Annotated in this window: 20 protein-coding genes; 16 read left to right on the top strand and 4 right to left on the bottom strand. The window is 70.1% G+C overall.

All coding sequences use genetic code 11. The annotated features are described in order from the left end of the window. Nucleotides 1-81 precede the first annotated feature (81 nt). The 13 genes from AB0H93_RS25890 to AB0H93_RS25950 all read left to right on the top strand — a co-directional run bounded on the left by AB0H93_RS25890 (nucleotide 82) and on the right by AB0H93_RS25950 (nucleotide 11250). Nucleotides 82-684, top strand: coding sequence for a potassium-transporting ATPase subunit C (locus AB0H93_RS25890; protein ID WP_358575765.1), 603 nt, complete (start codon nucleotides 82-84; stop codon nucleotides 682-684). A gap of 135 nt (nucleotides 685-819) precedes the next feature. After that, nucleotides 820-3369: a sensor histidine kinase KdpD gene (locus AB0H93_RS25895; protein WP_358575766.1), complete on the top strand. Its 2550-nt coding sequence runs from the start codon at nucleotides 820-822 to the stop codon at nucleotides 3367-3369. After that, on the top strand, nucleotides 3366-4046 hold the full coding sequence (locus AB0H93_RS25900) for a response regulator (RefSeq protein WP_358575767.1): 681 nt from the start codon (nucleotides 3366-3368) through the stop codon (nucleotides 4044-4046). Before AB0H93_RS25895 ends, AB0H93_RS25900 begins: the two co-directional genes overlap by 4 nt. Nucleotides 4047-4251: 205 nt before the next feature. Then, the gene (locus AB0H93_RS25905; protein ID WP_358575768.1) at nucleotides 4252-4623 is read left to right on the top strand and encodes a hypothetical protein; all 372 of its coding nucleotides are present in this window, start codon (nucleotides 4252-4254) and stop codon (nucleotides 4621-4623) included. A gap of 10 nt (nucleotides 4624-4633) precedes the next feature. After that, nucleotides 4634-5239, top strand: a complete 606-nt coding sequence (locus tag AB0H93_RS25910; RefSeq protein ID WP_358575769.1) for a DUF3558 domain-containing protein — start codon at nucleotides 4634-4636, stop codon at nucleotides 5237-5239. A gap of 8 nt (nucleotides 5240-5247) precedes the next feature. Then, nucleotides 5248-6513, top strand: coding sequence for a hypothetical protein (locus AB0H93_RS25915; protein ID WP_358575770.1), 1266 nt, complete (start codon nucleotides 5248-5250; stop codon nucleotides 6511-6513). A gap of 2 nt (nucleotides 6514-6515) precedes the next feature. Then, a complete protein-coding gene (locus AB0H93_RS25920; RefSeq protein ID WP_358575772.1) occupies nucleotides 6516-7319 on the top strand; it encodes an ESX secretion-associated protein EspG in 804 nt (267 codons plus the stop codon). A gap of 84 nt (nucleotides 7320-7403) precedes the next feature. Further along, nucleotides 7404-8099: a hypothetical protein gene (locus AB0H93_RS25925; RefSeq protein WP_358575773.1), complete on the top strand. Its 696-nt coding sequence runs from the start codon at nucleotides 7404-7406 to the stop codon at nucleotides 8097-8099. 37 nt (nucleotides 8100-8136) lie between these two features. Further along, nucleotides 8137-8451, top strand: a complete 315-nt coding sequence (locus AB0H93_RS25930) for a type VII secretion target (protein ID WP_358575775.1) — start codon at nucleotides 8137-8139, stop codon at nucleotides 8449-8451. 14 nt (nucleotides 8452-8465) lie between these two features. After that, nucleotides 8466-9230, top strand: a complete 765-nt coding sequence (locus tag AB0H93_RS25935; protein ID WP_358575776.1) for a hypothetical protein — start codon at nucleotides 8466-8468, stop codon at nucleotides 9228-9230. Next, nucleotides 9227-9745, top strand: coding sequence for a hypothetical protein (locus tag AB0H93_RS25940; protein ID WP_358575777.1), 519 nt, complete (start codon nucleotides 9227-9229; stop codon nucleotides 9743-9745). The genes AB0H93_RS25935 and AB0H93_RS25940 overlap by 4 nt, the downstream gene beginning before the upstream one ends. A gap of 129 nt (nucleotides 9746-9874) precedes the next feature. Beyond that, nucleotides 9875-10498, top strand: a complete 624-nt coding sequence (locus AB0H93_RS25945) for a nucleoside/nucleotide kinase family protein (RefSeq protein WP_358575778.1) — start codon at nucleotides 9875-9877, stop codon at nucleotides 10496-10498. A 329-nt stretch (nucleotides 10499-10827) separates the two neighbouring features. Further along, nucleotides 10828-11250, top strand: coding sequence for a hypothetical protein (locus tag AB0H93_RS25950; protein WP_358306714.1), 423 nt, complete (start codon nucleotides 10828-10830; stop codon nucleotides 11248-11250). Nucleotides 11251-11280: 30 nt separating this feature from the next. Here AB0H93_RS25950 and AB0H93_RS25955 read toward each other — a convergent pair whose 3' ends face one another. The 3 genes from AB0H93_RS25955 to AB0H93_RS25965 form a co-directional block, all read right to left on the bottom strand. Beyond that, nucleotides 11281-12093, bottom strand: coding sequence for an NBR1-Ig-like domain-containing protein (locus AB0H93_RS25955; protein ID WP_358575779.1), 813 nt, complete (start codon nucleotides 12091-12093; stop codon nucleotides 11281-11283). 94 nt (nucleotides 12094-12187) lie between these two features. Continuing rightward, nucleotides 12188-12376 (bottom strand): hypothetical protein, encoded by a 189-nt coding sequence (locus tag AB0H93_RS25960; protein ID WP_358575780.1) that lies wholly within the window; start codon nucleotides 12374-12376, stop codon nucleotides 12188-12190. After that, nucleotides 12373-12852, bottom strand: coding sequence for a hypothetical protein (locus AB0H93_RS25965; protein ID WP_358575782.1), 480 nt, complete (start codon nucleotides 12850-12852; stop codon nucleotides 12373-12375). The genes AB0H93_RS25960 and AB0H93_RS25965 overlap by 4 nt, the downstream gene beginning before the upstream one ends. 153 nt (nucleotides 12853-13005) lie before the next feature. On the opposite strand from AB0H93_RS25965, the gene AB0H93_RS25970 reads away from it, so the two are divergent. Together AB0H93_RS25970 and smc are read left to right on the top strand one after the other, a co-directional pair. Next, complete coding sequence (locus AB0H93_RS25970; protein WP_132484840.1) at nucleotides 13006-13299, top strand: acylphosphatase; 294 nt, start codon at nucleotides 13006-13008, stop codon at nucleotides 13297-13299. 225 nt (nucleotides 13300-13524) lie between these two features. Continuing rightward, the gene (gene smc, locus AB0H93_RS25975) at nucleotides 13525-17247 is read left to right on the top strand and encodes a chromosome segregation protein SMC (RefSeq protein WP_358575784.1); all 3723 of its coding nucleotides are present in this window, start codon (nucleotides 13525-13527) and stop codon (nucleotides 17245-17247) included. On the opposite strand, the gene AB0H93_RS25980 is transcribed toward smc, so the two are convergent. After that, entirely contained in the window at nucleotides 17223-17516 is a 294-nt protein-coding gene (locus AB0H93_RS25980) for a zf-HC2 domain-containing protein (protein WP_358575785.1), read from the bottom strand. The two genes, smc and AB0H93_RS25980, sit on opposite strands and share 25 nt — an antisense overlap. A 247-nt stretch (nucleotides 17517-17763) precedes the next feature. On the opposite strand from AB0H93_RS25980, the gene AB0H93_RS25985 reads away from it, so the two are divergent. After that, nucleotides 17764-18384: a hypothetical protein gene (locus AB0H93_RS25985; protein ID WP_358575787.1), complete on the top strand. Its 621-nt coding sequence runs from the start codon at nucleotides 17764-17766 to the stop codon at nucleotides 18382-18384. Nucleotides 18385-18533 lie beyond the last annotated feature (149 nt).

Raw genomic sequence — 18533 nt, forward strand, 5'->3', positions numbered from 1 at the left:
GACAACTTCCCGCAATTTCAATGGAAATCGGACCTTCGATTTCCATTGAAATTGCGGCCGACCCGAACCGAAGAGGCACTGATGAAAAGCACACTGCTGCGGCAGGCGTTGGCGGGGTTGCGGCTGTTGCTGGTGGCGACCGTCGTGCTCGGCGTGGCGTATCCGCTGGCGATCTGGGGCATCAGCCGGATCCCCGGCCTGCAGGCCAACGCCGAGGGCTCGCAGATCGTGGTGGACGGCAAGGTCGTCGGCTCGTCGCTGATCGGCATCGACCCGGTCCCGGCCGACCCGGCCCACGACCCGTACTTCCACACCCGCCCCGCGGCGTCCGCCGAGGGTGCGCTCGGCCCGGGCGACCCGGCGAGCACCGGCGGCTCCAACTACGGCGGAGCCAGCGAGGATCTGCTCGCCGCCGTGCAGGAGCGGCGCGACGCCATCGCCGCCCGCGAGGGCGTGCGGCCCGAGCAGGTGCCGACGGACGCCGTGACGGCGTCGGGCAGCGGCGTCGACCCGGACATCAGCCCGGCCTACGCGGAGCTGCAGGCGGCCCGGGTGGCTCGCGTCACCGGCATCCCGCTGGAGGAGGTCCGGCGCCTGATCGCCGAGAACACCAGCGGTGGGATCGTCGCCGAGCGCGTGGTGAACGTGCCGACCCTCAACGTCGCCGTCCACCGGGCAGGGTGATGCCGACGGGGTAAGTTGCCTGGTCAGGGCCGTGCGTACTTTTGGTTGCCACAGCGGCACAAAGTACGCGCGGGCCGGAGGCGGTATTCGGTGAAGGCAACCGCTAATAACAGCGGTTCGTAGGAGACTGGAAGCGTGGCGGAGAAGGGGCGAAGGCGCGGCGAGCTGCGGATCTACCTCGGTGCGGCGCCCGGGGTCGGCAAGACGTACGCGATGCTCAACGAGGCGCAGCGGCGCACGGAGCGCGGCACCGACGTGGTCGTCGGTTTCGTGGAGGACCACGGCCGCGCCAAGACCGCCGCGCTGCTCGACGGACTGGAGGTCCTGCCGCGCCGGCGCGTCAGCCACCGCGGCGTCGAACTCACCGAGATGGACCTCGACGCGCTGCTGGCCCGGAAGCCGGAGGTCGCCATCGTCGACGAGCTCGCGCACACCAACGTTCCCGGCTCCCGCAACGAGAAGCGCTGGCAGGACATCGACGAACTCCTCGATGCCGGGATCAACGTGCTGTCCACGGTCAACGTGCAGCACCTGGAGAGCCTCAACGACGTGGTGGAGACGATCACCGGCGTCCGGCAGCAGGAAACCGTGCCGGACGAGGTGGTGCGCCGCGCCGAGCAGATCGAACTCGCCGACATCACCCCGGAAGCGCTGCGCCGCCGCATGGCGCACGGCAACGTCTACGCGGCGGACCGGGTGGATGCCGCGTTGGGCAACTACTTCCGCACCGGCAACCTGACGGCGCTGCGCGAGCTCGCGCTGCTGTGGCTGGCCGACCAGGTCGACGTGGCGCTGCGCCGCTACCGCGCGGAGAAGAAGATCACCGACACCTGGGAGGCCCGCGAACGCGTCGTGGTCGCCGTCACCGGTGGCCGCGAGAGCGAGACGCTGATCCGCAGGGCCCGCCGGATCGCGGCCCGCGCGGGCGCGGAACTCCAGGTGGTGCACGTGCTGCGCGGCGACGGGCTCGCCGGGGCGTCGCCGACCGGCATCGCGCGCGCCCGCAAGCTCGCCGACGCCGTGGGCGCCAGCTTCCACAGCGTCGTCGGCGACGACGTGCCCGAGGCGCTGCTGGAGTTCGCCCGGGCGGCCGACGCCACGCAGCTGGTGATCGGCACCTCGCGGCGGTCCCGCTGGGCGCGGCTGTTCGACGAGGGCATCGGCGCCGCCACGGTGCAGAAGTCCGGGCCGATCGACGTGCACATGGTCACCCACGCCGAGGCCGGCGGGCGGCGATTCCTCCGGAAGATCACCAGGAATCCGCTGTCGTCGGCCCGCCAGCTGTGGGGCTGGGTGCTGTCGGTGCTGGTGCCCAGCGCGGTCACCGCGGTGGCCTACTTCTTCGGCGATGTCGCGCTGTCCACGGACGTCGTCGGCTACTTCCTGGCCACCGTCATCGTCGCGCTGGTCGGCGGGATGGCCCCGGCGATAGTCGCCGCACTGCTCTCCGGCGGGCTGCTGAACTTCTTCCTGACGCCGCCGCTGTACACGCTGACCGTGTCCGAGCCGCAGAACCTCGTGACGCTGGTCGCCATGATGATCGTCGGCATGCTGGTGGCGATCATGGTCGACCGGGCCGCGCGGCTGGCGGAGCAGGCCACCAACGCCCGCACCGAAGCCGCGCTGCTCACGTCCTACGCCCGCACCGTGCTCACCCATCCCGATCCGCTGGCGCGGCTGCTGGAGAAGGTGGTGGAGAACTTCGGCCTCACCTCGGCGGCGCTGCTGGAACGCACCAAGGACGGCTGGCACGTGGCGGCCTCCACCGGAGTGCGGCCCTGCGCGAGACCCGAGCAGTCCGATGTGGACATCGAGGTCAACCCGGACGTCCACCTGGTGCTCAAGCGCCCCGGCAACAGGCCGCTGCCGGCCGCGGAGCGCACCGTCCTGGAAGGCGCGGCCGGGCAGGCGCTGGTCGCGCTGCGCCAGCAGCGGATGGCCGCGGAAGCGCAGGAGGCCCAGCGGCGAGCGGACGCCACCCAGCTGCGCACCGCGCTGCTGTCGGCGGTCGGCCACGACCTGCGCACCCCGCTGGCGTCCATCAAGGCCTCGGTGAGCAGCCTCCGCGCCGCCGACCTGCAGCTGTCCGAAGAGGACACCGCCGACCTGCTCGCCGGCGTCGAGGAATCCTCGGACCGGCTGACCGAGCTGGTGGACAACCTGCTGGATTCCTCCCGGCTGGCGACCGGCGCGATCGCCCCGCGGCTTCGCCCGGTGAGCTACGACGAGGTCGTCGCGGGCGCGCTGGCCGGGCTGGACGGGCGGCAGCACATCGACGTCGACATCGACGAGAGCCTGCCGCCGGTGCTCGCCGACGTCGGGCTGCTGGAGCGCGTGGTGGCCAACGTGGTGCAGAACGCGCTGAAGTACGGGCGAACGAACGGCGACCGGATCAGGGTGCGGGCGAGCGAGCACGCGGCGCGGGTCGAGCTGCGCGTGGTCGACCACGGGCCGGGACTGCCGGAAGACGCGGCCGAGTCCGCGTTCGCGCCGTTCGAGCGGCTGGGCGAGCACGGCGAGCGCGGCGACACCGGGGTGGCCGGGGTCGGGCTCGGCCTGAGCGTGGCGCAGGGTTTCATGACGGCGATGCACGGCACGATCCGAGCCGAGGACACCCCCGGCGGCGGGTTGACGATCGTGCTCTCACTCCCGGTGGTCGCCGCTGACGGACAGGGGAAACGATGACGAGGGTCCTGGTTGTCGACGACGAGCCGCAGCTGCTGCGCGCCTTGCGGATCAACCTGACCGCGCGCGGCTACGAGGTGCTGACGGCCACGGACGGGTCGTCCGCGCTGCGCGCGGCCATCGACGGCAAACCCGACGTGGTGATCCTCGACCTCGGCCTGCCGGACATGGACGGCAACGAGGTGATCGCGGGGCTGCGCGGCTGGACGACGGTGCCGATCATCGTGCTGTCCGCGCGCACGGACTCCACGGACAAGGTGCACGCCCTGGACGCCGGGGCGGACGACTACGTGACGAAGCCGTTCGGCATGGACGAGCTGCTGGCGCGCCTGCGCGCGGCGGTCCGGCGCGCCAGCACCAGCGAAGCGGCCGACGAACCGGTGGTGGAGACCGCGACGTTCACGGTCGACCTGTCGGCGAAGAAGGTGCTGCGCGAAGGCATCGAGGTGCACCTGACGCCGACCGAGTGGGGCATGCTGGAGGTCCTGGCCCGGAACCGGGGCCGCCTGGTGGGCCAGAAGCAGCTCCTCAAGGAGGTCTGGGGACCCCAGTACGCGAACGAAACCCACTACCTCCGCGTCTACCTGGCCCAACTCCGCAGGAAGCTGGAACTGGACCCGAGCCACCCCCGCCACCTGATCACCGAAGCGGGCATGGGCTACCGCTTCGAACCGTGACGCGCTCCTTGTTTCGGCACAAGCGGTTCGGAGCCTGCGGCGGTGTGCTGGTGTTCTCCGCTGTTCGTGGCCCTCATGCGGATCCGCGCATGGGTGCGTTGGGTTGGTGTGAAGTTTCCGAGAGTTGGTGCGGGGCGGGAAGTCGCGCTGCTAGGGTCGGCCTTCGACCGGGTGATCAGACGCCGCGACCTGGGGGTTTCCCGCGATGACGACGCCAGCACCACCACCGCCGCCGGTTCCGGGGGGCGCCGGTCAAACCATCACCGTCAACAAGGACAACGTCCTCGAGGTCCGCAAGGTCATCCTCGCGGCGGCCGAGGACGCGCAGTTCAAGCTGTTCAGCCTCGCGCACAACTTGGCTGTCAACGCTCCGGCCGACGACGAGATCAGCTCGACCTCCGCAGCGGTCTGGTCGGCGAACCTGCTGGGAAATCCGGACTCTCACTACGCGCGTCTCATGCAGTACGTGGACAACGTCTTTGAACTGGGAAGGCAACTCGAAGAAGCCGCCAAGCAGTATGGCTTCACCGACGATGAGATCGCTGCGTCCTTCCAGCTGCAGCAGAACCAGGTGTGAGGGGAGTCCCGTGCGGTTGCGCTTCGGGCATGGCTTGATCGGGCTGGCCGCTGTTTTCGCGCTTGCCGGGTGCACGGTGAACGGCCCGGATCCGGAGCCGCCGAGCTCGGCTCCGACTTCGGAGGCCGAGTCATCTTCTTCGCTGGACCTTCCGCAACGCCCGAAAGAGCTCGCGATCGCGGGCAAGCAGGACGCGGAGATCTGCACCTGGCTGTCTCCCGAGCAGAAGGCACCGCTCCAGGTGGGTGGTGGTCGCCCAGTGGTCAAGAACGGAAACAACTACAACGGGTGTTCTTTCGCTGGAGCCGCAGGCAAGGTCAACTTCGGGATCTCGCTCCGGGTGGTGCCCGAGGGCTTGGACGCCTTCGCGCCGAAGATCGCGGCCGTGAAGGCGAAGACCGCGAAGACGTATGAGGTCAACGGCTTCGGTGCGGTGCAAGCGCAGGTTCCGGGTGGCGAGAGCCTCGGTTGTGCGGTGTTCGTCGATGCTGCCGAAGGGCAGACGCTCTACGTCGACCTGAGCCTCACCACTCCCGGCGGCATGAACAACGACCAGATGTGCGAGCGGGCGAAGCAGGCCGCCGAGGCGGCCGTGACGACCTTGCAGGGTAGCTAGGGGGAGTCGTGACCAGCATCGATCCGATCCGGGACATCCGGTTCGAGGGGATGGACATCCCCCAGCTCCAGGAATGGATCACCCAGATCAAGCAGGGGCGCGGCGCGGAGTCGATGCAGGGCGCGGTGCGCGCGCTGGACGAGTGCGTGCAGGTGGTCGTCGATCTCGACGAGACGCTGCGGCGCGAGCTCGGCAAGCTGCAGATCGCGTGGGAGGGCAACGCCGGGAGCCTCGCGGCGGCGGCGACCCAGCAGCAGTCCGTCTTCATGGCCGACGCCCCGGATCCCCTGAAGGCGTCCGCGGACAGCGTCGACGCGCAGGGCCGGGGCTACGAGTCCGCCCGCAACGGGCTGCCGAACAACGACGAGCTCAAGCACAAGCAGTCGGAGAACGCGCTCGAATGGGCCGGCGGTGCCTTCGGCTACGAGAGCGACTACGACGAAGAAGCCAAGAACATCGAGGGCCAGAAGCAGGCCGCGCAGGCCGCGCTCAGCTCGTACCGCAACACCTCGGTCAGCCAGGCCGATTCGTACCAGCCGCTGCCCGAGATGCCGCCCGCCACGGTGTCCGCGCAGTCGGCGTCCGGCACGAGCATGCCGGGCGTCGGCGTGGGTTCGGTCGGCGGCGGCTACTACGGCGGCGGCTCGGCGGTCGACGGGGGCACGCCCGGTGTCGTCGTGGGCGGCGGGAACGTCGGCAGCGGCAACATCGGCGGCGGAATCAAGCGCGGCGATGGCGTGGGTGCGCAGGATCCCGGTGACCGCAGCGGCACGGGGCGGCACCCGGACGAGCGGGAGACCGGCGGCGAGGCGGACCAGACGCCGGAGGCCGCCGCGACGAGCAGCGGCATCAACTCCGGCACGGTGCTCGGCATCGCCGCAGGTGGTGCGGCGGTCGCGGGTATCGGTGCCTACGCCGCGAGCAGGATGCTCGGCGGCCGGGGCCCGGCCGCGGCATCGGCCGGCGGTGGCTCGGCTTCCGGGCTGAGCCGAGGCGGTTCGTCCGGCATCGGCGGCGGACCCGGCGACACGATGGCCGGGCGGTCCGCGGGCAACACGCCGGGCAGCCGCCCGGCGGCCGGTTCGATGATGGGACCGGCGGCGACCCGCGGCGAGAAGCGCAGCGAAGACGCGGAGCACGAGAACAAGTACGTCGCCGACGAAACCCCGTTCGACGACGAGCGGCTGGTCGCGCCGCCGGTGCTCGGGCACTTCGAGCCCGACGACGAAGCCGACGACGAATCCCCCGACGACGAGCCGAAGAAGCGGGACTGACGTTGCGCCCTGGAGCAGAAGCCGATCCGATCGTGCTGTCCGCATTGGAATTCGATGTGGTCTGCGAGGCGGAGAAGCTCACCGAGCGTCGGCACATCATCCTCAACGTGCCGAGCCCGGGAGCGACCTACTCGGAGCGCGCGCAGCTCGTCGCGGACGTGTGGGCCGGGCTCCGCGAGCGCCGCCTGGCGGAGCCCCACCGCGACCGGGTCGACGTCGACTTCGCGGACCTGCTGGGCCTGCTGGACCGGCCGCAGCGCAGCATCGACGTGCGGATCTGGGCGGACCGGTCGATTCGCGCCCTGGCCTCGGCGAACGGCGGCACCGGCCTGCTGACCATTGTGGACGGCGACATCGTCGAGCTGACCCCGATCCGGGCGAGCTCGCTGGTGGAGGCGGCGGTGTCGGTGGCGGGCGACATGCCGCCGGGACCGGGCCGGGCGGTGAGCCTGCCCAACGAGGTCCTCCGCGAAGCCAGCGACTACGCGGGCCCGAACAACCCGCTGCTGCTCACCGACGAACTCCGGGCCCTGGGAATCGCCCCGGACGACGCGGCGGACGTGGCGAACATGGCGGACGGAATGGGGATCCGGGGCCAGTTCGGCGTGGAGGTCTGCCCGAACCGAGGCGGCAGGCCGGAGCGGGCGAACAGGGTGGTGGCGTTCCACGACACGGACAAGGGCCGCTACAGCCACGTGGTCCGCCCCAGCGGAGACGGCCGCCGCTGGAGCACGATAGCCCCGGCGGACAACGCGAGGATCGCGGAGTACGCCCGGGAACTCCTGGCCGAGATCTGGGACGACTGAGAACGCCGGCTTGCCGATCGGGCACGAGTGGGAACCATCGGCGGCTTGGAACCGTCGTACCCCAAGAACGGGAGGTATTGCGGGATGAGTTTTGGTCGGCATCAACCCGACGACTGGGAATACGACGACACCGACTGGCTGGCTCAGGCCGACGAACCGACCCGGGCATCGACGGCCGTCGACACCGTGGTGGGGCAGGACCCGTCCGGCGTCGTCTCCGTCAGCTCGACATTCGACGCCGAGGTCGTGTCGGTGGCGCTGGCGGACAACTGGCGACAGGTCATCGACCCCCGGCAACTGCACGTCGGCGTCGTCGCGGCCGCGAACGCGGCAACGATGCTGGCGCTGGGCAAGAAGCTGGAGTCGGCGGACCTCGAAGGGACCGATCAACTCCAAGCCGCACCCGGTTACGACGATTCGCCGCTGAGCTCGCAGGACATCACCAGGCTGCTCGACGAGGTCACCGCGGGTCTGAACGCTTTCACGCAACAGCTCACCGCCATCGCCGACCAGACCGTCACCGCGGAAAGCCCTGGCCGCAACGTCAGCGGCACGGCCCAGCGAGGTCAGATCCTGCAACTATCGCTCGACCCGAACTGGGCTTCCGCGGCGCGGAACTCGGAGATCGAGACCGAGCTCGCATCGTTGCTCGCAACGCTGCAGAGCAAGTCGACGCCGACGGATCTGGCGGGCGGGCCGCGCAGTCGCGCGATCGACGAGTTGAACGGTTTGGCGTCCAATCCACAGCTGCTTCTCCGGCGACTCGGGCTCGGTTCCTGACCGGTCGATGTCGTCGCACGCATGGAGGTGAGAAACGATGACCAGTGCTGGAATCGGCGTGGCGTTGGAGGCGATGCGCTCCGACGCCAAGACCTGGGACACGGCCGCCGGGGACCTCGATGGCCCGCTGAGCACGATCGGAACGTTGCAGATCGACCCGGGTTCCTTTTCGATGTGGGCGGTCGACCGGGGGATCGACAAGACCTATGACGAGGCGCGAAGCGCGCTGGAGGACATGCTGAAGCAGGCTGCCGACTACTTCCGCGAGATCAGCTCGGACCTGACCGAAGCGGCCGCGCAGTACGAGCGCGACGACGAGCAGGGCAAGCACGGAATCCAGAACGCGTACTGAATCCGGGGATGGCAATGACGAACACTCTCGTCGCGCAGGCGAGCGACAAGTCCAACGACCTCAACGAGAAGATCCAGGACTTCTTCAACAAGGTCAACGACCTGATGAGCTGGGTGCCGGACTTCCTCTCGTACCTCATCGAGCCCATCAAGCAGGGCATGCAGGCGCTGGCCCAGAAGGTCCAGGAGTTCTGGGACCGGATCACCCAGCTCTTCGAGCAGCCCGGTGACTCGGACAAGCTGCGGGAAACCAGCGACAAGTGGGCCACCGAGGTCGGCGACAAGGCTGGGGAGATCGCCGGCGACATCAACCTGCAGAAGCTGAAGGCCAACGTCGAGTGGACCGGCAAGGCGGCCGAGGCGTACAAGGCGCTGGTTCCGGCGCAGGGCGACGGGCTTTCGTCGGTCAAGCTGATGGCGATGCAGATCCGCACTTCGCTGAACAGCCTGGCGAGCGCGCTGGATGCGTTCTGGCTCGCGATCGGCGTCGCCCTGGGTGTGTTCGTCGTCGGTGCCGTGGGCGCGATCGCGGCGGCCTGCACCGTCGTGGGCATCCCGGCGGCGATCGGCGCGATCGCGACCGCGGCGGGCGTGTCCATCGGGTTGGTGACGACCGCGATCATCTCGATGAACAGCTTCACCACCACCATCGAGACCGAGCAGACCGCGATCAAGCAGAAGATCACCGACCTCGGCGACAAGTGGTCGCGCTCGGACCAGGACCTGTCCGACGGGAGTGTCAGCGACGGCGACGGATCGGACTGGAAGGTCAACCAGTGACCGTCCACCGGCCGTACTGGGAGCACGTCCCCGTGCCGGACGACGTCGCGCGCAGGATCAGATCAGGCGCGGTGCGGTTCGGTGCGGGTTCGCTGGTGCTCAGCTTGGTGGAGGGGATCGCCATCCTCGCGCTGGGGTTCGGCCTGCCGACCGCGCACCACCCGATTTCCGGCATCGCCGTCATGTTCGGCGGTATCTCGGCGTTCTTCCACTTCTTCTCCAGCATCACGGTCTTTTCCGGGCGGTCCTACGTCAAGAACGGCCAGCTCAACAAGACGGCTGCGGGTAAGGCATGCCGGTTGCTGGCGGTCTTCTGGGGCGGCACCATCGCGACGTCGCTGGGCAGCTGCGGCCTGCTGGCAATGGTCATTCGCTCGTCCGGACGCTCGTCGGTCCTCCCGGAGGTGCAGTACACGCCAGCGATCATCGGCTACCTGCTGCTCCTGCTGGTGCCATGCGTGCTGTCCGCGGTCAACTTCTTCATCGGCCGCCACCTGCTGCGCCCCGCCGCGTAGCACCAAGCACCGGCAGTTCGATCTCGCCGGAGGAGATCGATGCCGTCGAGCAGGAGATCGCTCGGGAATTTGCCGCGGCCGCAGGTTCGGGCCCGCGTAGCCTGGGCGACGGCTGTGCGGAGGTGCGGTGTGGTCGGGTATTCGGAGTTGGTCGAGCGGGCTCGGGCGCTGGCCGGCAGCGGGCAGCGGCGGATCTTGGGGATCGCCGGGGCTCCCGCGGCAGGGAAGGGGTTCGTCGCCAGGCGGGTCGTCCGGGAGCTCGGCGGTTCCGCCGTTCTCGTGCCGATGGATGGCTTCCACCTGGCCAACTGCCAGCTGCGGCGGCTCGGGCGGGCCGACCGGAAAGGCGCTCCCGACACCTTCGACGCCGCCGGGTACGTCGCGCTGCTCCGGCGGATCCGGGAAGGCGGGCCCGGCACCGTTTACGCCCCCGAGTTCCACCGGGAGATCGAGGAGTCCTACGCCGGGGCCATCGCCGTCGATCCCGATGTGCCGCTGGTGATCACCGAGGGCAATTACCTGCTGCTGGATTCGCCACCGTGGTCGGCGGTCCGGGAACTGCTCGACGAGGCGTGGTTCCTCGCGCCCGATGACGATGTCCGGGTGCGGCGGCTCATCGATCGGCACATCGGTCACGGGCGGACTCCCGAGGAGGCCGAGGAATGGGTGCACCGCAGCGATGAGCGCAACGCCGCCATCATCTCGGCCAGTCGGGGCCGGGCCGATCTGGTCGTCGTCGGCGACCCCGAATGATTTACCCGAATTGCATCTGAATAAGTTTCAGAAATGCGGTACGATGTTGTCGTTCGGCCCGTGGAGTGGGCCGGACGGCTCGTGGGCAATGTCCGGACAGTCTGCTGGACAACTCGTTGGCCTGCGAAGACATTGATTGTTGACCGCTGGTCAATCGGTTAATTCATTCACTCATTGTTGGCTGGAAAACCTGTCGGAATGCTGGCTACGTTGGTTCCAGTCCGGTTCCGGACGGCATTTCGGAAACCCGAGGAGAAGCGATTTCGTTCGGCGGAGAAGCCGAATCGTGAAACTCCCGGGTGAACGGTCTCAGCGAGGAGTGAACAATCATGACCAGCAAGCTGGCTCGCGTTTTCGCAATCGGCGCTTCGGGTGCTGTGCTGTTGGGCGGGATGCTCGTCGTCGCGCCGGTTGCTTCTGCGAGTGCGCAGGGATGCACGGGCACCAATCTGCGCACCGATCCGGCTCTCCTGTGCACCACCGTCGACGGTGAGAGCACGACGGTCAAGAACATCCAGGCCTCGATCGACATCAAGAACTACACCTGCAACGCCGACTTCAAGGTCTGGGGCACCTACGCGGACGGCCGGAAGTACTCCGACACCGGGCACGCCAAGTGCGGCCTCGGCCGGGTCTGGGTCGATTTCAAGCCCGGCGGCGGCAAGTTCAAGAACGGCACCAAGGTGTGTAGCGCGCTGGTCGAGAACGGCAAGGTCCGGGCGGAACACGCCTGCATCGAGATCAAGAAGTGACCGGGCGTGCCGTGAGCCCGGGCGGCGGGCTCACGGCACCACCGCCACGTCGAAGTAGATCGGCCGCAGGGCGCTCGCCGGGTAGAACAGCACCCCGTTCTCGTCGACCATCTTCCACGCGATCTTGCACCGCCCCGGCGCACTGCCCGCCTCCACCGGCACGCTCAGCCGCACCGCCTGCCCCGGCTCGACCACCGCGATCGACACCCGGTGCGGCGCGGTGCACTGCGATCCGCCTTCGCGACCGGCCTGCTCGAGGTAGCGGCCGGTCCAGCGGACCTGGCCGATGTTGCGCAGTTCCCAGGTCTTGACGAAGCGCCCGCCGGCCCTGACCTCGATCCCGTCCGGCGGGTCCTCGCTCAGCATGAACGAGGCGTCGCCGGGGATCGGGCGCTGGGGCGGCGACAGCCAGAAGAACACGCCAGAACCCGCCGCCAGCGCGACCAGGGCCGCGAGCACGACCAGCGGCCAGCGCCGCTTCGGAGCAGGAGCAGGAGCAGGTACCGGCTCCGGTTCGCCGGTCACCTGGGCTTCCTGCCAGCGCCGCGTCCACTCGCGACGGACGACCTCGGCGTCCTGGCCGAGCGCGTTCACGGCGAGGCTGCGGACGAATTCCCAGGTCGTCTCCCACGACGGCAGATCCCGGCCGCGGGCCGCCGCCGACAGCGCCGATTTCGACGCCGCCGCACCGAACTCGGCGCGCATCCGGTCGTAGGACGGATCGCCCGCGGCCTCCTTCAGCTCGCACAACCGGAACGCGAATTCGGCGACCGGGCCGTCCGCCGGGTCGGGGCGCTGCTGCTTCCGGCCGCGTTTGCCGGTGCTCGCCGCCGCCTCGTCCATCGTTCGCCCTCGCCCGTGCGCTGGTGTTCTGACCGCCACCCGACATTTACTAGCACGATTCCGTGACGATGGGTGCACGGGTGGGCGCGCAGCGTCAGCGCTCGGCGAGTTCCGCCCGCACGTCGTCGGGGATCCGGCCGGTGTGGTCGATGGGCGTCCACTGCTCGCTGCGGATCCACTGGGAGCCGCAGCCGCGACAGGCCAGCAGCGGAAACCCGTTGAGCTCCTTGGGCGTCCGATGCCACGAGCACAGCGACCGGCACGCGTGGACGGCCAGCGTCACGCGTCTTCCCCGGCCGATTCCCACTCGGTGGTGTCCGTCGGCACCGGGTCCTCGGTGGGGGTCGTCGTCGGGATCGGCTTGCTCGTCGTCGGCGGGTTGGTGGGCGTCGTCGTCGGCCGCGTCGGCGGCGCGGGCTGCTCCGGCGGCGGCGGAACCGGGAAGTCGCCGGGGATTTCGCCGGTGCTCGTCAGCGTTGTCGACGACGTGGTCCGGCTGGCGGTCGTGGACGTCTCCGAGGTCGCGCTGCCGCTCGGCGGCGGCGGGGGCAGCAGCGGCGGCGTGGTGTACGTGTCCGCCGGCCGCGACGTGGCGGTCGGCTTCAGCGTGAAGTCCGGCGTCGCCTCGTCGTGCTGCTGCGCGCCGGCGACCATCGCGGCGGTCGTCGCGAAGACGGTGGCCACCGCGATGCCGGACGCGGCCAGCATCACCAGCTGCTTTGGCCGGGCGTCCGGGTCTTCCGGCAACATCGGGTCCATTGCGTGCCCCACTCGTCGGCTCGTCGGGCGGCCTGCGCCGGGTGCCCCGAAACCCCAGGCTCCCAGCCGAATCGGGCGGATCATACCGGCAGCCCGAGCAAGCGCGGTCGTGGATGCGAGCCAACACCGCGCGCGCGGCGGCCGTGCGGCATCATGCCGGGCGTGACCGATTCGCAACAGGCACGACTGACCGCTTGGGTGCACGGGCGGGTGCAGGGCGTGGGTTTCCGCTGGTGGACGCGTTCCCGGGCGCTGGAGCTCGGCCTGGTGGGCAGCGCGACCAACCGGCCGGGGAGCCGGGTCGAGGTGGTCGCCGAAGGGTCCCGCGAGGCCTGCGCGAAGCTCCTGGCGGCGCTGCGCTCCGGCGAAACCCCGGGTCACGTCGACCACGTCGCCGAGCAGTGGTCCGAGCCCAAGGGCGGGCTGACCGGTTTCGTCGAGCGCTAGCAGCGGTTTCGCCTGGCCGGAAGCCGTGCGTACGTTGTGTCGCGATAGCAACCAGAAGTGCGCACGGGTCCAGGGCGCACCCGGCGTTGATCTCCAAGTGCGCGGTGCGCGGGGAAAATCGCCGCAACCAGCGGTTCTGCGCAGTCGCGAGTGGCCGCAGCGGTAGGCTTTGCCGGATGTGACCGCCGGTGAACCGGACGAAACACGGGAAGGTCGATCGCAGCCGTGCACCTGAAGAGCCTGACGCTGAAGGGGTTCAAGTCCTTCGCCTCGGCCACCACGCTGCGCTTCGAACCCGGCATCACCTGCGTCGTCGGCCCCAACGGCTCGGGCAAGTCCAACGTGCTCGACGCGCTGCGCTGGGTGATGGGCGAGCAGGGCGCCAAGGACCTGCGCGGCGGCAAGATGGAGGACGTGATCTTCGCGGGCACCGCGGGCCGCGCCCCGCTGGGCCGCGCCGAGGTCACGCTGACCATCGACAACTCCGACGGCGCGCTGCCGATCGAGTACACCGAGGTCTCCATCACCCGCCGGATGTTCCGCGACGGCGCCAGCGAGTACGAGATCAACGGCAACACGTGCCGGCTGATGGACGTGCAGGAACTGCTGTCGGACTCCGGCATCGGCCGCGAGATGCACGTCATCGTCGGGCAGGGCCAGCTGGCCAGCATCCTGCAGGCCAAGCCGGACGAGAACCGCAGGCTCATCGAAGAGGCCGCGGGCGTGCTCAAACACCGCAAGCGCAAAGAGAAGGCGCTGCGCAAGCTCGACGCGATGCAGGCCAACCTGACCCGGTTGACCGACCTGACCAGCGAGCTGCGCCGCCAGCTCAAACCGCTCGGCAAGCAGGCCGAGATCGCCCGCAAGGCGGCGACAGTGCAGGCCGACCTGCGGGATTCCCGGCTGCGCCTCATCGCCGACGACCTGATCACCGCGCGCGCCGACCTGGCCCGCGACGAAGCGGACCAGGAAACCGCACGCGCCAAGCGCACCGAGGTCGAGCGCGCCCTGCAGTTCGCGCAGTCCGAGGAGAAGACCCTCGAAGAGCAGGTCGCCGCGGACGCTCCGAGGCTGACCCGCGCGCAGGAGACCTGGTACCGGCTGTCGGCGCTGGAGGAGCGGCTGCACGGCACGCTGCGGCTGGCCGCCGAGCGCCACCGGCATCTGACGGCGCAGACCGACGAGCACCGCCCCGGCCGCGACCCGGATCAGCTCGACGCCGAGGCAGAAGAGGCGGCGGAGCAGGAGATCGAGCTCCGCGAGCAGGTCGAAGAGGCCCGCGAGGTGCTCAACGAGGTCGTGCTGCGCCGCTCGGAGCTGGAATCCGCGCTGAAGCAGGCCGAACAGGCGCACCTCGCCGCGGTGCGGGCGATCGCCGACCGCCGCGAGGGCGCTGCCCGGCTGTCCGGCCAGGTCGAATCGCTGCGCAGCAAGGTCAGCGACACGGCCGACGAGATCGAGCGGCTGTCGGATTCGCTGGAAGAAGCCACTGGGCGGGCCGAGGAAGCGGAGCGCGCGCAGGCCGACGCGGAGGAGGAGAGCGGCGGCTACGACTCCGACGACGCCGGGCTGCAAGAACGCCGCGAAGGCGCAGCCGAAGCGCGCGATGCGGCGCGCGCCCGCGTCGAGGAGCTCGTGAAGGCCGAGCGGACCGCGGAGCGGGAGATCGCGTCCTGGAAGGCGCGAGTCGAAGCGCTGTCGATGGGCTTGCAGCGCAAGGACGGCGCCGGCGCGCTGATGTCGGCGGGAGACCGGGTGCCGGGCCTGCTCGGCACGGTCGCGGCGCTGCTCAGCGTCGAGCCGGGCGCGGAGGCCGCACTCGCCGCGGCGCTGGGCGCGGTCGCCGACGCCGTCGCCGTTCGCGGTGTCACGGACGCGGTGACGGCCCTGGAACTGCTCAAGGCGGACGAGGCGGGCCGCGCCGGACTGCTCATCGGTTCCGCCGTGGACGTCGACCGATCGGGCTGGCCGCAGCTGACCGGCTCGGCGCGCTGGGCGGTCGACCTGGTCACCGCGCCAGACGGGCTGCGCGGGGCCGTGGCCACCGCGCTCGACAAGGTCGCGGTCGTCGACGAGCTGACCGACGCCCGGGAACTGGTGCAGCGCCATCCCGAAGTCCGTGCCGTGACGGCGAACGGCGACGTGCTCGGCGTGCACTGGGCGATCGGTGGTTCCGAAGACCGGCAGAGCACCATCGAGGTGCAGGCCGCCGTCGACGAAGCCGAACGCGAACTCGCCGCCGCCGGGCGACGCCTGGAGCAGCACTCAGCGGCGCTGGAAGGCGCGCGAGCCGAAGAAGAAGCGCGGCGTGCCGAAGTGCGGGCCGTGCAGGAGCAGATCAACGACGCCAAGGTGCGGCGAGCCCGCAGCACCGAACGGCTTTCCAGCCTGCAACGCGCCGCCCGCGCCGCCGGCGCCGACGTCGACCGGATCAGGCAGCAGCGGGTGAAGGTCGAGCAATCCCGCGAACAAGCCCTGGTCAAGCTCGCCGAACTCGAAGAGCGGCTGAGCGTCGTCAAGTCCGAACAGGACGAAGCGGTGGAGCCGGACACCGGCGAACGCGACCGGCTGGGCACCGAGCTCAACGCCGTGCGGCAGCAGGAAATGGACGCCCGCCTCGGACAGCGCACCGCCGAGGAGCGCGCCCGGGCCGTGCAAGGGCGCGCCGACCAGCTGCGCCGCGCAGCGCGCCATGAGCGCGAAGCGCGTGCCCGCGCGGAAGCGGCTCGCAAGGCCCGGGAACGCGCAGCGCGCGTGACCCAGGCCGTGGTCACCGGGGCCGAGACGGCGCTGGAGCGCATCGCGCGATCGCTGAGCGCCGCGACGGAGGAGCGGGACGTCGCGCAGGCGAAGCAGAGCGAGCACGAGCAGGCGCTCGGCGCCGTGCGAGCGCGCGTGCGCGAGCTCGGCGGGGAGCTGGAGAAGCTGACCGATGCGGTGCACCGCGACGAAGTCGTGCGTGCGGAGCAGCGGTTGCGCATCGAGCAGCTGGAAACCAAGATCATCGAGGATTTCGGGATCGGCCTGGACGACCTGGTCGACGAGTACGGGCCCACCGTGCCGATTCCGCCCGGCCCCGCCGAGATCGCCGAGTACGAGGCGGCCAAGGAGCGCGGCGAGGACGTCAGCCCGCCGCCGCCGATGCCGTTCGACCGGGCCACTCAGGAGCGCCGCGCCAAGCGCGCCGAGAAGGACCTCTCCTTGCTGGGCAAGGTGAATCCGCTGGCGCTGGAGGAGTTCGCCGCGCTGGAGGAGCGCTACAAGTTCCTCTCCACCCAGCTGGAAGACCTCAAGGACAGCCGCCGCGACCTGCTCAGCGTGGTCAAGGAGGTCGACGACAAGATCCTTGAGGTGTTCGCCTCCGCCTTCTACGACGTGGCCGCGGAGTTCGAGACCGTCTTCAAGGTCCTGTTCCCCGGCGGCGACGGGCGGCTGACGCTCACCGACCCCGAGGACATGCTGACCACCGGCGTCGAGGTCGAGGCCCGGCCGCCGGGCAAGAAGGTCAAGCGGCTGTCGCTGCTCTCCGGTGGGGAGAAGTCGCTGACCGCGGTGGCCATGCTGGTGTCCATCTTCCGCGCCCGGCCGTCGCCGTTCTACGTGATGGACGAGGTCGAGGCGGCGCTGGACGACACCAACCTGCGGCGCCTGATCACGCTGCTGGACCAGCTCCGCGAGACCTCGCAGCTGATCATCATCACGCACCAGAAGCCGACCATGGAGATCGCCGACGCCCTGTACGGCGTGACGATGCGCGGCGACGGCATCACGCAGGTGATTTCCCAGCGCCTGCGCGGCGATTCCGGCAAACGGCGCAAGGACGACGCGCCCGACGCGCCGCCCGAAGGCGACGTCGCCGCGGTGCTGGACGGCACGGCGACGTCGGAAAGCGTTGCGGGAGAGCCGGATCCGGCGCCCGAAGATCAGGCCGACGTGCCGAGCGCGTAGCCGACGCCGAAGGCGACGAGCGCCGCCACCAGCGCGAAGCCGAACACCACCGACCAGCCCGGCCGGGCCGGCGCCCAGCGGGCCTGCTTCGGATCCCGCGGTGAAATCCACTGCGGCGCAGCACGATTCCACAACTCCGGCCGCCCCAGCTCGGTCCGGCACGCCGCGCACTCCGACAGGTGGGTGCGCACCGTCAGCCATTCGACGTCGCTGAGCACGCCCGCCGAATAGGCGTTGAGCTTCGCCCGCAGATCCGCATGATCCTGCACCGCAGCCCCCATCCGCAGCCTCGGTGATCGCTTGGGTAGATCATCGACCCGTGGCGACTCCCGCTGAAGCCCCGGGGGTCGGGCAATGGTGTCGTCCGCCACCTCGGTTCAACCTCGGGAACGGCATGCGGGACGATGTTTCCGCGGTCGGGCGTCGATCCTCGGGGGCAGATGCCGACCGGACACCGGGCGCGGAGTTCCCGCATCACCCCGAGTGCGGGGTCCCACCAGGTACAGGAGGCTTTCCATGACCAACCCGTACGGCCCCCCGCCGGGGCAGCAGCCGTACCCGCAGCAGGGCCCGCCGATGGCGCCGCCCGGCGGCTACGGCCCGCCGTCCGGCCCGATGCCGCAGCAGCCGATGCCGCAACAGCCGATGCCGCCGCAGATGCAGCCGGGAATGCCGCAGCAGGGCTACCCGCAGCCGCCGGCCCCGGCCGCGCCGCAGGGCCAGCCGATGGCGCCGCCCGCGCCCGGCATGGGACGCATCATGATCGACTGCTCGTACTTCTGGCTGGCGTTCATGCTGATGTTCTTCAAGCCGCAGCTCACCATCAACGGGCAGCCGGGCCCGATCTTGACCTGGGGCAAGAACCCGGTCGACCTGCCGCCCGGCCAGTACCAGATCGGCATCCACGTCAACTACCTGTGGCAGGTCGGCCTCGCGACCGCGGTGATCCCGGTCAACGCCGGTCAGCAGGTCGACGTCCACTACGCGGCGCCGGTGATCGTCTTCATGAACGGCGCCATCGGCCCGACCCCGCAGAAGGCGCCCGGCATGGGCCTGGCCATCGGGATCATGGCCGGCAGCGTCGCGCTGTGCTTCCTGATCATCCTGCTGTCGGTCATCTCGACCGCCATGAGCTGAGCCGCCCGCGGCCGGCCGCCTGCCGTGACCGCAGTTTCAATTGAAACTGCGGTCAACCGGACTCGCCGACGATGCCAAGCGTTTCGCCCTCGTCGACGGTGAAGGAGACGCCGTCCACCGCGCGCACCACGCCGTCGGCGGTGCGGAAG

This window comes from Saccharopolyspora sp. NPDC050642 (assembly GCF_040654735.1).
Taxonomy (GTDB): Bacteria; Actinomycetota; Actinomycetes; order Mycobacteriales; family Pseudonocardiaceae; genus Saccharopolyspora; species Saccharopolyspora elongata.